Below are 12996 nucleotides of genomic sequence, written 5' to 3' on the forward strand. Positions count from 1 at the left end.
GGATTCGAAGAGCCTCAGCGCGCCGTGCGGTAGGGCTCGTCGAACGCCACGAAGTCCTTCTCGGCCAGGGCATCGTCGATCCATGCCTTGACGCCGGGCAGCGCCTGCACGCGTTCGATGTAGGCGCCGATGGCCGGCGGCACCGGCAGCCCGTAGGTCTTGATGCGCGTGCCGACCGGTGCGAAGTAGCTGTCGGCAATGCTGAAGCCGCCGAATAGCAGGGGGCCGCCGTGGGCATCGAGCAGGCCGCTCCACATCTGCACGACGCGGTCGAGGTCGGCCTGCAGGCCGGGGTTGTCCTTCAGCAGCCGTGCACCAACGTCGGCGAGCGATGCCTCGATGTTCATGGGGCAGAGGCTGCGCAGGCTGCCCAGGCCCGAATGCATTTCGGCGCAGATGCTGCGCGCGTGGGCCCGGTCGGCCACGGCGCGGGGCCAGAGCTGCTTCTCGGGAAAGGTCTCGGCCAGGTATTCGGCAATGGCGAGCGTGTCCCACACCACCAGGTCGCCGTCGACCAGCACCGGCACCTTGGCCACCGGGTTGAGCGCGCCGATGGTCTTCTTGAACTGCGAGCCGGACTCGAAGGAATCGAAGCGGACCTTCACCTCCTCGAACGGGATGCCGGCCTGCTTCATGAGTATCCAGGGCCGCATGGACCAGGACGAGTAGTTCTTGTTGCCGATGTAGAGCTTGCGCATGGTGCGATCCTGCGGTTGGGATGAGAGAGAAAAAAGCCTTCGATGCTAGCGGGCCCGTGCCGGCGAATTGATGCCGAAATGCGGCCGAATTGATGCGCTACCGCGGCTGGTCGTCTTCAGGCGAGGCGATCACGCGCGGCGCTGCGCCGGGCTTGTCTTTTTCTTCGATGCGCGGCGGCCCGACCATGCGCTCGACCATGTCGACCAGGCGCGGCACCAGCGCGAGCACGGCCAGTGCCAGCAGTGCGCTCAGGATGGCGGTGACTTCGCGGCCGAGCCCGCAGGCCATGCCGATGGCGGCGGTCATCCACAGCCCGGCGGCGGTGGTGAGGCCTTGCACATGGTGCTCGTCCTTGCCCTGCTTGAGGATGGTGCCGGCGCAGAGAAAGCCCACGCCCGCCACCAGGCCCTGGATCACCCGGCTCATGTCGGCCGGCTCGATGCCGGTCTGCTGCGGAATGAGCACGAACAGCGCCGAGCCGATGGCCACCAGCATGTGGGTGCGCACGCCTGCCGCCTTGCCCTGCTGTTCGCGCTCGAAGCCCAGCATGAACCCGATGACCGCCGCGAGCATCAGCCGAACGACGATGCGCGTGAGCTGCGCGATGTCGCCCACGTCCGAGAATTCGGCCGCTACGGTGTCGAGCACCTGGCCGGCCCAGCTCATGTCAGGGAAGATCCTTGTTGGGTTCGGGTTCCGCCGCGTCGCGCGGGCCCACGCGGCCCAGGCGCTCCTTCAGCGACTGCGGGCGCCCGCTGATCAGCGCGGCGTAGTTGGTGGTGTTGGCCAGCACCTTCTTCACATAGTCGCGTGTTTCGTTGAAGGGCACGTTCTCGGCCCAGATCGCGGCTTCCATCACCGGGCCGTTGCGCCAGTTGCGCGGCCGTCCCGGGCCGGCGTTGTAGGCGGCCGCGGCCAGCGGCATGGAGCCGTCGAAGTCGTCGAGCGCGAGCTTCAGGTAGTTGGTGCCGATGGTGATGTTGGTCTCGTGGTCGTTGATCTGTCCGGGCGTGAAGCCGGCCAGGCCGATCTTGCGTGCGGTCCAGCGCGCGGTGGCGGGCATGACCTGCATCAGGCCCGAGGCGCCGACGCCCGAGCGCGCGTCCATGATGAAGCGGCTCTCCTGGCGGATCAGGCCGTAGACATAGGCCGGGTCGAGCCCGATGTCCTGGCTCTTGCGCAGCACCGTGTCGTGGAAAGGCATGGGAAAGCGCTGCTCGACGTCGATCACGCCCTTGGTGCGCTCGCTGGTGTTGATGCAGCGGTCCCACACCTCGCGCTGGCAGGCGAAGTCGGCCGCGGCCAGCAGCCCGCGGTCGTCCATGCCGCCCTTGTCGTGCAGGTTGGTGGCGTAGTTCCATTCGCGCGTGCCCTCGGAGCGCAGGCCGATCGCAATCGCGTAGAGCGCGCGGTTGAGCGCGATGTTGCTGCGCGCGGCGTTCTTCTCTTCAGGCGTGAGCGGCGCCGGGCGCGTGGGCACCACGGTGCGCTGGCCGAGTTCCTCCAGCGCCAGCATCTCGTAGAAGCCGCGCGTGCCTGCAATGCTCTGGTAGAGCTCGCGCGCCTGCGCACGGCGGTCGTCGCCGCCTGCCGCGCCGAGTGCGCGCGCCTTCCAGTAGACCCAGGTCGGCTCCAGCTGGGCGGTTTCGCTCATGGCGTTGATGGCGGGCGCCACCTCCTTCCACTGGCCGGTGCGCAGCGCGGCGCGCACGCGCCATCCGAGCATGTCGTCGGACAGGTCGCCGTTCTTCGTGACGTTGGCAAAGTAGCTGCCGGCCAGCGGCGAGAGCTTGCCCGCGGCCTGCCGGCCGATGGTGCCCCAGAGCCAGTTGCGCTCCTCGGCCGAAAGCATCGGACCCCACTTGCTGTCGAGCTGGGTGGCGGCCTGCTCCGGATCGGCCATGGCGATCTTGATGAGCGCCAGCACCACCAGCTCCTTGCGCGACTTGGCGGCCACGAAGGCGCGGCCGGCCAGGAACTTGGCCGCGCTGGCGTTGAGTTCCTCGAACAGCGGCAGCGCATCGGGCGCGGCAATGGTCACGGCGCCGCGCGCGGCCTGCGGGCGGTTGGCCTCCATGGCCAGGCGCGCCTTCTTCCAGGCGTCGTTGGGCGACAGCAGGCGGGCCGCGACCAGGCGGTCGGCCGCGGTGAGGCAGCCGTCGTCCGAATCTTTCTGGGCGAACCAGTTGCGGCGCACCTCGTGGGCCTGGGCCTGCGTGGTGCTGCCGGACTGCAGGGCCTCGACCAGGATCGCGTAGCAGCGCACCTGCGGATCGTCGCCCATGCGAAAGCCCGCCAGCGCGGAGGAAAAGCCGTCCCAGTCGCGGCGCTGACCCAGCAGCAGCAGCCAGTCGTTGCGCAGCCGGTCTTCCTGGTAGGTGCCGGGGTAGCGCGCGAAGAAATCTTGCACCTCGTTCGGCGCGGCTTCCTGCAGGCGGGCCTTGAGTTCCCAGTAGGCGGCCCAGGGTTCGAGCGCATGGCCGCGCGCCTGCGGCAGCAGCGCCGCGAGCCGGCCCTTGTCGCCGCGCTGGAAGGCCTGCTTCATCTGCATCAGCACGTCGTCGTTGCTGTTGGCCTGTGCGGCGGCGGGCTGCTGCGAAAGCAGTGCGGCGGCTGCCAGGACGGCGGAAAAAACCAGCGCGGACGCTGCATTGCGCGGGCGATGGCGCATGGGTGCCAAAATGCTTGGGAACTGCATCGGGGGATTATGGACAAGTCAAAGGATGCCGACACCTCGGCGACCACGAGTTTTCTCAAGGATCAGGTGAGAAAAGCACTGATCGAGCAGCGCCTGGCCATGCCCGACCGGCTCGCCAAGGCCGACCTGCTGCAGCGCGTGATGCGGATCTGGCTGGTCGGCCGGCCCGACACCGTGATCGGCGCCTACTGGCCGATCAAGGGCGAGTTCGATCCGCTGCCCGCGCTGCACCGCTGGAAGGAAGACGGCGAGCTGATCGACGAGCCGCAGCGCCGCCGCATCGGGCTGCCGGTGATGAACAAGGTCCACAAGACGCTGACCTTCCACGCCTGGTACCCGGGCTGCCAGATGGAGGAAGACGCCTACGGCATTCCCAAGCCCAAGGACACCGAGCTGATCGTGCCCACGCTGCTGTTCGTGCCCTGCGTGGGCTACAGCGCCGGCGGCTACCGGCTGGGCTACGGCGGCGGCTTCTACGACCGCACGCTGGCCGCGCTGGAACCGCGCCCGTTCACGGTGGGGCTGGGCTTCACCAACGGTTTCCTCGAAGACTTCGAGCCCGAGGCGCACGATCTGCCGCTGGACGCGATCCTCAACGACAACGGCGTGGTCTGGCCAACGTCCTGAGCCCCCCGGCTTTTCACTTCGTGTAACTCCACCCCCCGAGAGGGAGGCGTGGCCCGCCTTGGGGGCGGCCCGGCAGCGGCCACCTCTCGCTGGCGCATCGTTCAGTCGATGTTGTCGACGGTGTCCGGGTCGGGCACCTCGCCGATGGTCTCGCGCGTGGTGATGGCCTGCACCTGCAGCCAGTCCCAGAAGGCCTTGATCTCGGGCCGCAGCGCATTGCGCGGCCCGGCAATGAGCCAGTAGCCCATCGGCGAATCCATGCGGTGCTGCGGCAGCACCTCCACCAGGTCGCCGTTGGCCAGGCTTTCGGCAATGAGCGAACTGCGCGCCAGCGTCACGCCCTGGCCGGTGAGCGCGGCCTGCACCATCTGGTAGGCGTAGTTGAAATAGAGCCAGCGCTTGGGCTGCGCGCGTTCCAGGCCATTGACCTCGAACCAGCGCCGCCAGGTCAGCCATTCGAGGTGCGTGCGGTGCGCGTCGCCGGCCTCGATCAGCGTGAAGCCGGTGATGTCGGCCGGTGTCTTGATGGGCGGGCTGCTCTTCAGCAGCCAGGGGCTCGCCACCGGTGTGAGGGTTTCGCCGAACAGGCGCACGGCGGTGGGCGGCATGACTTCGCGCGTGCCGTAACGCAGCGCGATGTCGACGTCCGCCACCTCCAGGTCGACCGCCACGTCGCTGGCGTCGATGCGGATGTCGATCTCGGGGTTGTCGCGCTGGAAGGCCTCGAGCCGCGGGATCAGCCACATCGATGCGAAAGACGCAAAGGTGGTGAGCGACACGCTCTTACGCCCCGCGCTCTGGCGGATCTGGCGTACCGCCGTGTCGATGCGCGGCAGCGACTGCTGCACCGCGAGCAGCAGCTGCGCCCCCGCGCTCGTGAGCTCCACCGCCCGCGTGTGGCGCAGGAACAGCGCCACGCCCACTTCTTCCTCGAGCGACTGGATCTGGCGGCTCACGGCGGACTGGGTGAGCGCCATTTCTTCGGCGGCGGCGCGAAAGTTGAGGTGGCGCGCCACCGCCTCGAAAGCGCGCAGGTGCCCGGCCGAAATGGGGCGGGAGCGCAGGTGGGTTTGCGAATGCTGCATGGATGGGGGCGTGGGCGGCATCGGTCGATTGATGCGGATTCGGAATCAGTAGGCTACCTCGTTTTCATTGGACTGCCAACGCCATGGAAACGATCATTCATTCCCGAACTGCGCTATTGCCTCTGTCTTGTCATCGCACTTCGGCAACGCCCAAGGAGTTTCATCATGTCCACCGCCGTCTGCACCACCGAATCGCTTGCTTCCCTGCCGTCTTCCACCCGCACCGCTTCCGCCGTTCCGCCGGCCGTGCGCCGCGGTGCCTGGCAGATTGCGCCCGGCGAGGCAATGAGCCTGAAGGCGCGGTCGGCCAGCGTGCTGCGGGTCAAGCAGGGCCGGGTCTGGGTCACGCCGGACGCCACGTCCGCCAGCGCCAGCGAAGACCTGGTGCTGGCCCCGGGCGAATCGCTGAACGTGGCCGCGGGCCAGCGCATCGTCATGGAAGCGTGGGATGGCTACGGTGCCACCTACTCGTGGGACCAGGCCTGAACGGTCATCCCTCCATGGACGCAAGGGCGGCTTCGGCCGCCTTTTTCATTTTTCAGCCGTTGATGTCGAAACTGGGGCGCAGGGCCAGGAAATGCGCGAGGGCGGCTTCGCCGTCCAGCGCACGGATGCCGGCCATGAGGTCGGGTCCTTCGCTTTCGGCCAGGCCCATGCCGAAGCCGCTGTAGCGGCGTGCCGCGAGCGGGCCGCGGCGGAAGACCTTGATGTCGGTATGCCGGGTATCCCGTTCGATGCGGCGCATCAGCGTCTCGACCGCCCCGTGCGGGCCTTCGAGGTGCTGGCAGAAGCGCATGCCGTCGAAGACCAGGAGGCCGGTGATGCCGTACTGGGCGTTGCGTGCGCGGGCCAGGGTCACGATCGAGCCCACGGTGGCCGGCGGCAGGTCCGGCGTGAGCATGCTGCAATAGAAGACTTCGTGGAGAGCTTGCTTTTCTGTCATGCGTTCGGAAGCGAAAGGCGTGCGAAGTGTATGAATCTCCCGGGCCGTGCGAAATGTCAAAAGACACAGGCCCGAAGCCTATAGTGGCGCGTGAAATTCGAGGACCATGCACCCCCCGCGTCGCCCCCTGTGGGCCCCCATCCCTGCGAGCGCTGCGCGCTGCGGAAGATGGAGGCCTTCCTGCCGGTGGCGCCGCCAGAGCTCGAAGCCATCGCATCCTTCAGGGCCGGCTCCCGCCGCGTGGCGGCCGGTGCCACCATCATCGACGAGCACCGGCCGAGCGCCGAGCTGTTCACGCTCTATGCAGGATGGGCCTTCCGCTACAAGACGCTGAGCGATGGCCGGCGCCAGATCCTGAGCTTTCTGCTGCCCGGCGACTTCATCGGCCTGCAGGACGAGTTTGCCGACGGCCACACGCACGGCGTGGAGGCCGCGAGCGAGGCCACGCTCTGCGTGTTTCCGCGCGGCAGGCTCTGGGAGCTGTTCCATGCCCAGCCGAAGCTCGGCTACGACATCACCTGGCTGGCCGCGCGCGAGGAAAAGCTGGTGGACGACAACCTCGTGACCACGGGCCGCCGCAACGCGGCCGAGCGCGTGGCCATGCTGCTGATGCACCTGTACCGGCGGGCCCAGCGCGTGGGCATGGTGCGCGACGGCTGGGTCGAGTTTCCGTTCAACCAGCAGCACCTGGCCGATGCGCTGGGGCTGTCGCTGGTGCACACCAACAAGACGCTGCGCCGGCTGCAGAACCTGGGGCTCTACAAGCTCGACGGGGGCTGGCTGCGCATCCTGGAGCCACGCGCGCTCGAAGCGCTGGGGGATTATTTCGAACGCCCGATGCGGCCGACGCCGCTGATCTAGCGGCGGCCCGGTGACTTCGCCGTCCTAACGGGCGGCCACCAGCTGCCGCAGGTCGTCCTGGTAGGCCTGCAGCCGGCGCGCCGCCTGCTCCCGCTGGGCGGCGCTGGTGGTGTTGTGCAGCGCAGCCAGGTTGCGGCAGCCTTCCTGCAGCAGCGCCTGCTGGTGATCGCGCCAAGGGCCGGGCGGCGGCTCCGCGATGCGCATCACGTAGGCATGGATGGCTGCGCGCGCCTCGGCCGCGGAGGGCTTGGCGGCATTGAAGCCGCGCAGCAGCTGCAGCGCCTCCTGCTGGCGCTGGCGGCGCTCGGCATCGGCCAGCCGCGGATCGAACACCGATTGCGCCACCTGCCGCCGCAGCAGGTCGCGCTGCTCGGGGCTCAGCCGGCCATAGAAATCTTCCAGGCGGTCGAGGAAGCGGTCGTAGCGCTTTTCCTGCACATCGGCGGTGCTGCGCTCGAGCCAGTCCTTGCGGTAGTCGGCATTGTTCTTGGCGTACTTGCGCTCGAGCTGCTGCAGCTGCGCCTCGGTCAGGCTCAATGCCAGCTCGGTGCCCGCCGGCTCGGCGCGCTCGGTGACCGCCAGCAGCCGCTCGCGGATCTGGTCCGCCATGCGGCAGGCCTGGGCCGCGGTCGCGTCGCGCGGCGCCAGGGCCTGCGCTTCCTGCAGCAGGCCGGCGATCCGCGGCAGCTCGTTCTGCCGGTGCCAGCTCAGCAGCTGTGCGAGCTCGTCGCGCACCTTGGGCGTCTGCGAGCCGTCGAAATCGAGGTAGGTGTCGAGCCACCAATAGCTCACCTCGGGCAGGTTGTTGTAGGCCAGCCTGACCGTGCTGCAGGCCGCGAGCGCGGCGGCCGCCAGCAGCGCGCCGATAATCCGCGCCAACTTGGCGCAACGCATTCGGGTAGAAAGAAGCATGAATCAGATTCCGCAAGACAACCAGGGACCGGTCGACGTCGTCATCATGGCGGCCGGCAAGGGCACGCGCATGAAAAGCAGGCTGCCCAAAGTGTTGCACCGTTTGGCCGGGCGCGCATTGCTCGGGCATGTGACCGATACCGCCGCGCGCATCGGCGCGCGCCATGTGGTGGTGGTGACCGGCCACGGCGCGGCCGAGGTCGAGGCCGCCATGGCCGGCAACGCCATCGGCGCAGCGCTGCAGTTCGCGCGGCAGGAGCCGCAGCTGGGCACCGGCCACGCGGTGCAGCAGGCAGCGCCGCTCCTGCCCGACGACGGCACGGTGCTGGTGCTGTCCGGCGACGTGCCGCTGATCGGCGAGGACACGCTGCGCGCGCTGATCGCCGCCAGCGGCGGCCGGCGGCTCGCACTGCTGACCATCGAGTTCGACGATCCCGCGGGCTACGGGCGCATCGTCCGCGCCGAAGGACAGGCGGGCGGCGAGGTCAAGGCCATCGTCGAGCAGAAGGACGCCACCGAGGCGCAGCGCGAAATCCGCGAGATCTACAGCGGCGTGATGGCCGTGCCCGCCGCGCTGCTCAAGGGCTGGCTCTCGCGGCTGGACAACCGCAACGCCCAGGGCGAGTACTACCTCACCGACATCGTCAAGCTGGCCGCGGCCGACGGCGTGCCCGTGGTCGCGCATGTCATCGCCGACGCGCTCCAGGTCGCCGGCATCAACAGCCCTGCGCAGCTGGCGGCGCTGGAGCGCGCCTGGCAGCTGCGCCAGGCCGATGCGCTGATGGCGCAAGGCGTGCGGCTGGCCGACCCCGCGCGCTTCGACCTGCGCGGCGCGCTGGCCTGCGAGGCCGACGTCGAGATCGACGTCAACTGCGTGTTCGAGGGCTCGGTGTTCCTGGGCGAGGGCGTGCGCATCGGCGCCCACTGCGTGATTGCCAATGCGCGCATCGAGGCCGGCGCGGTGATCCATCCCTTCACCCACATCGACGGCGAGAAGGTCGGCGTGACCGTGGGCGAAAGGGCGCTGGTCGGCCCCTTCGCGCGGCTGCGGCCGGGCGCGCAGCTGGGCGCCGAGGTGCACATCGGCAACTTCGTCGAGGTCAAGAACTCGACCCTGGCCGAGGGCGCCAAGGCCAACCACCTGGCCTACCTGGGCGACGCCAGCGTGGGGCAGCGCGTCAACTACGGCGCGGGCAGCATCACGGCCAACTACGACGGCGCCAACAAGCACCGCACCGTCATCGAGGACGACGTGCACGTGGGCAGCAACTGCGTGCTGGTGGCGCCGGTCACCATCGGCGCGGGCGGCACCATCGGCGGCGGCTCGACGGTGAACAAGTCGACCGAGCCCGGCGCGCTCACCGTGGCGCGCGGCAAGCAGGTCAGCTTTGCGAACTGGAAGCGGCCGCAGAAACAGCCGAAGGCCTGATCGAAGGGCGCCTGCCGCGGCGCCTCAGGGCGTGAGCGGCACCCGGGGCTCGAACTTCGCGCGCTTCAGGCTGAAGAAGGCCTTGACGTTGCGCACATTGGCGTCGGCCGTGAACAGGCGCTGCGCCAGCGCGCCGTAGTCCGGCATGTCGCGCGCCGCCACCACCAGCACGAAGTCCGGCCCCGGCGAGACGCGCCAGCATTGCTGCACGGCATCGTCGGCAATCACGCGGGCCTCGAAGGCGTCGAGGGCCGCGGCGTCCTGCCGGTCCAGCGAAATCTCGACCACCGCCTGCAGGCCATGGCCCAGCACCGCCGCGAGCCGGTCGGGCGAGAGCAGCGCGACCTGGCGCTCGATCAGCCGCTCCTGCCGCAGGCGCTGCACGCGGCGCAGGCAGGTGGGCGGCGAGATGCCCACCTCGGCGGCCAGCCGCTGGTTGGTCTGCGAGGCGTCGCGCTGGAGCGCGTCGAGCAGGCGAAGGTCTATTGCATCCAGGGAAATTGATTCCATATTCAATGAAATTATGGAATAAAAATCCAGTTGACTGGATGTATGAAAGAAAAGTTCGAAATCAGTCCAATTTCGATCGCATATTTTTCCGACTGATTCCTACCATCGAGCCTCTTCTTCAAGATTCAAAGGCAGCTCACCATGTGCGGCATCGTCGGCGCAGCGTCCCATCGCAACATCGTTCCGGTCCTGGTCCAGGGCCTGCAGAGGCTCGAATACCGCGGCTACGACTCCTGCGGCGTGGCGGTCCATGCGGGCGGGCTCACGCGGGCGCGCACCACCTCGCGTGTGGCGGACCTCGTCACGCAGGTGCGCGAAGACCATGTCGAAGGCCTGACCGGCATCGCCCACACGCGCTGGGCCACGCACGGCGCGCCCGCCGTGCACAACGCCCACCCGCACTTCAGCCACGGCCCGGGCGCCGATGCGCAGGGCGCGCGGCCGGGCCGCATCGCGCTGGTGCACAACGGCATCATCGAGAACCACGAAACCCTGCGCGCGGCGCTCGAAGCCAAGGGCTACGTGTTCGAGAGCCAGACCGACACCGAGGTCATCGCCCACCTCGTCGACAGCCTCTACGACGGCGACCTGTTCGAGGCCGTGAAAGCCGCGGTGCTGCAACTGCACGGCGCCTATGCCATCGCCGTGATGTGCCGCGACGAGCCGCAGCGCGTGGTGGGCGCGCGCGCGGGCTCGCCGCTGATCCTGGGCGCGGGCAAGGAGGGCGGCGAGAACTTCCTCGCGAGCGACGCCATGGCGCTGGCCGGCGTGACCGACCAGATCGTCTACCTCGAGGAAGGCGACGTGGTCGACCTGCAGCCCGGCAAGTACTGGATCGTCGACCGCAACCACAAGCCCGTGCAGCGCCAGGTGCGCACCGTGCAGGCGCACAGCGGCGCGGCCGAGCTCGGCCCGTACCGCCACTACATGCAGAAGGAAATCTTCGAGCAGCCGCGCGCCATCGGCGACACGCTCGAGGGCGTGGCCGGCATCGTGCCCGAGCTGTTCGACGGCGTCGGGCAGGACGGCGCCACCGGCGCCAGCGCGCACCGCGTGTTCAAGGACATCGACAAGATTCTCATCCTGGCCTGCGGCACCAGCTACTACAGCGGCTGCACCGCCAAGTACTGGCTCGAGAGCATCGCGAAGATCTCGACGCAGGTCGAGATCGCGAGCGAGTACCGCTACCGCGATTCGGTGCCCGATCCGAAGACGCTGGTGGTCACCATCAGCCAGTCGGGCGAAACGGCCGACACACTGGCCGCCTTGAAGCATGCGCGCTCGCTCGGCATGGAACAGACGCTGACCATCTGCAACGTGGCCACCAGCGCCATGGTGCGCGAATGCAAGCTCGCCTACATCACGCGCGCCGGCGTGGAGATTGGCGTGGCCTCGACCAAGGCCTTCACCACGCAGCTGGCCGGTTTGTTTTTGCTGACGCTCGCCATCGCGCAGACCAAGGGGCGCCTGAGCGAAGCCGACGAGGCGCGCTACCTGAAGGAGATGCGCCACCTGCCCGTCGCGCTGCAGTCGGTGCTCGCGCTCGAGCCGCAGATCATCGGCTGGGCCGAAGACTTCGCGCGCAAGGACAACGCGCTGTTCCTGGGCCGCGGGCTGCACTACCCGATCGCGCTCGAAGGCGCGCTCAAGCTCAAGGAAGTGACCTACATCCACGCCGAGGCGTATGCCGCCGGCGAGCTCAAGCACGGCCCGCTCGCGCTGGTGACGAGCGAGATGCCCGTGGTGGCCGTGGCGCCCAACGACACCCTGCTCGAAAAGCTCAAGAGCAACCTGCAGGAAGTGCGCGCGCGCGGCGGCGTGCTCTACGTGCTGGCCGACGGCGACACCAGGATCAAGGGCAGCGAAGGCCTGCACGTGATCCGCATGCCCGAGCACTACGGCGCGCTCTCGCCGCTGCTGCACGTGGTGCCGCTGCAATTGCTGGCCTACCACACGGCCTGCGCTCGGGGTACCGATGTCGACAAGCCGCGCAATCTGGCGAAGAGCGTGACGGTGGAGTGAGGGCGCGGGGCTGCGGGGGCCGGCACCTTCGAGAGGACAATCGAAGAAACTCCGTTCGAAATCACAGCCTGCCACCACCATGCCCCGCCTCGACGACCCCCTCCACGATGCCGAGATCGGCTCCCGCGACAGCACGCTCGACACCACCCGGATCGACGACGTGCGCATCGGCGCCGTCCGTCCGCTCATCACCCCTGCCTTGCTGCAGGAGCGCGTGCCCGTGCGCGACAACACGCTGGCGCTGGTCGAAGGCAGCCGCGCGGCCATCGCCGACGTGCTGCACGGCCGCGACGACCGGCTGGTCGTCGTGGTCGGCCCTTGCTCCATCCATGACCACGACCAGGCGATCGAATACGCGCAGCGCCTGAAGACCGTCGCCGACTCGCTGCAGGACGACCTCCTGATCGTGATGCGTGCCTATTTCGAGAAGCCGCGCACCACCGTGGGCTGGAAGGGCTACATCAACGACCCGCACCTGGACGGCAGCTTCGCGATCAACGAGGGGCTGGAGCGTGCGCGGCGCCTGCTGCTCGAGCTGACCACCCTGGGCCTGCCGACCGGCACCGAATTCCTCGACCTGCTGAGCCCGCAGTTCATTGCCGACCTGATCGCCTGGGGTGCCATCGGCGCCCGCACCACCGAGAGCCAGAGCCATCGACAGCTGGCGTCGGGCCTGAGCTGCCCGGTGGGCTTCAAGAACGGCACGGACGGCAGCGTGAAGGTCGCGGCCGACGCGATCCTCGCGGCCCGCGCGCCGCATGCCTTCATGGGCATGACCAAGATGGGCATGGCGGCGATCTTCGAGACGCGCGGCAACGACGACTGCCACGTGATCCTGCGCGGCGGCAAGGCGCCCAACTATTCGGCCGCGGATGTCGCATCCAGCTGCGAGGCGCTGCTGGCGAACGGGCTGCGGCCGCAGGTGATGATCGACGTCTCGCACGGCAACAGCAGCAAGCAGCACCAGCGGCAGATCGTGGTCGCAGAGGACGTGGCGGCGCAGATCGCGGCCGGCGAGCGGCGCATCACGGGCCTCATGATCGAGAGCCATCTCGAGGAAGGGCGGCAGGACCTGAAGCCCGGCGCGGCGCTGAAGCACGGCGTCTCGATCACCGATGCCTGCATCGGCTTTGCACAGACGGTGCCGGTGCTCGAGGGCCTGGCGTCGGCGGTCAAGGCAAGGCGGCGCCTGCCGAAGGCTTGAGAGCGG

The 12996-nt window shown here is 68.6% G+C and carries 13 protein-coding genes; 6 read left to right on the forward strand and 7 right to left on the reverse strand.

The window, feature by feature from the left end:
- Positions 1-14: 14 nt before the first annotated feature.
- The 3 genes from RZE77_RS04595 to RZE77_RS04605 form a co-directional block, all read right to left on the reverse strand.
- Positions 15-698 (reverse strand): glutathione S-transferase family protein, encoded by a 684-nt coding sequence (locus tag RZE77_RS04595; protein WP_319440885.1) that lies wholly within the window; start codon positions 696-698, stop codon positions 15-17.
- A 97-nt stretch (positions 699-795) separates the two neighbouring features.
- Positions 796-1365 carry an MgtC/SapB family protein gene (locus tag RZE77_RS04600; RefSeq protein WP_319440886.1) on the reverse strand — a complete coding sequence of 190 codons (570 nt, stop codon included), beginning with the start codon at positions 1363-1365 and terminating at the stop codon, positions 796-798.
- A 1-nt stretch (position 1366) separates the two neighbouring features.
- Positions 1367-3370, reverse strand: a complete 2004-nt coding sequence (locus tag RZE77_RS04605) for a lytic transglycosylase domain-containing protein (protein ID WP_319440887.1) — start codon at positions 3368-3370, stop codon at positions 1367-1369.
- A gap of 36 nt (positions 3371-3406) precedes the next feature.
- Between RZE77_RS04605 and RZE77_RS04610 the strand changes: the two genes are divergently transcribed.
- The gene (locus RZE77_RS04610) at positions 3407-4024 is read left to right on the forward strand and encodes a 5-formyltetrahydrofolate cyclo-ligase (protein WP_012746142.1); all 618 of its coding nucleotides are present in this window, start codon (positions 3407-3409) and stop codon (positions 4022-4024) included.
- Positions 4025-4125: 101 nt separating this feature from the next.
- On the opposite strand, the gene RZE77_RS04615 is transcribed toward RZE77_RS04610, so the two are convergent.
- Positions 4126-5109: a LysR substrate-binding domain-containing protein gene (locus RZE77_RS04615; RefSeq protein ID WP_319440888.1), complete on the reverse strand. Its 984-nt coding sequence runs from the start codon at positions 5107-5109 to the stop codon at positions 4126-4128.
- A 165-nt stretch (positions 5110-5274) separates the two neighbouring features.
- Between RZE77_RS04615 and RZE77_RS04620 the strand changes: the two genes are divergently transcribed.
- On the forward strand, positions 5275-5595 hold the full coding sequence (locus tag RZE77_RS04620) for a DUF2917 domain-containing protein (RefSeq protein ID WP_124960468.1): 321 nt from the start codon (positions 5275-5277) through the stop codon (positions 5593-5595).
- Positions 5596-5647: 52 nt separating this feature from the next.
- On the opposite strand, the gene RZE77_RS04625 is transcribed toward RZE77_RS04620, so the two are convergent.
- Positions 5648-6052 (reverse strand): BLUF domain-containing protein, encoded by a 405-nt coding sequence (locus tag RZE77_RS04625; protein ID WP_319440889.1) that lies wholly within the window; start codon positions 6050-6052, stop codon positions 5648-5650.
- Positions 6053-6220: 168 nt separating this feature from the next.
- Between RZE77_RS04625 and RZE77_RS04630 the strand changes: the two genes are divergently transcribed.
- Positions 6221-6913, forward strand: coding sequence for a Crp/Fnr family transcriptional regulator (locus RZE77_RS04630; protein ID WP_319429805.1), 693 nt, complete (start codon positions 6221-6223; stop codon positions 6911-6913).
- A 24-nt stretch (positions 6914-6937) separates the two neighbouring features.
- Here the strand turns inward: RZE77_RS04630 and RZE77_RS04635 are convergent, their stop codons facing one another.
- Complete coding sequence (locus RZE77_RS04635) at positions 6938-7825, reverse strand: DUF6279 family lipoprotein (RefSeq protein ID WP_319440890.1); 888 nt, start codon at positions 7823-7825, stop codon at positions 6938-6940.
- Between RZE77_RS04635 and glmU the strand changes: the two genes are divergently transcribed.
- Positions 7824-9254, forward strand: coding sequence for a bifunctional UDP-N-acetylglucosamine diphosphorylase/glucosamine-1-phosphate N-acetyltransferase GlmU (gene glmU / locus RZE77_RS04640; RefSeq protein WP_319440891.1), 1431 nt, complete (start codon positions 7824-7826; stop codon positions 9252-9254). The genes RZE77_RS04635 and glmU overlap by 2 nt on opposite strands.
- Before the next feature lie 24 nt (positions 9255-9278).
- Here glmU and RZE77_RS04645 read toward each other — a convergent pair whose 3' ends face one another.
- Complete coding sequence (locus tag RZE77_RS04645) at positions 9279-9764, reverse strand: Lrp/AsnC family transcriptional regulator (RefSeq protein WP_124960874.1); 486 nt, start codon at positions 9762-9764, stop codon at positions 9279-9281.
- A gap of 141 nt (positions 9765-9905) precedes the next feature.
- On the opposite strand from RZE77_RS04645, the gene glmS reads away from it, so the two are divergent.
- Positions 9906-11786: a glutamine--fructose-6-phosphate transaminase (isomerizing) gene (glmS, locus tag RZE77_RS04650; RefSeq protein ID WP_319440892.1), complete on the forward strand. Its 1881-nt coding sequence runs from the start codon at positions 9906-9908 to the stop codon at positions 11784-11786.
- 79 nt (positions 11787-11865) lie between these two features.
- Positions 11866-12990, forward strand: coding sequence for a 3-deoxy-7-phosphoheptulonate synthase (locus tag RZE77_RS04655; protein WP_012746152.1), 1125 nt, complete (start codon positions 11866-11868; stop codon positions 12988-12990).
- The last annotated feature ends 6 nt before the right edge of the window (positions 12991-12996 follow it).

This window comes from Variovorax sp. SPNA7, from assembly GCF_033807855.1.
GTDB lineage: Bacteria > Pseudomonadota > Gammaproteobacteria > Burkholderiales > Burkholderiaceae_C > Variovorax > Variovorax beijingensis.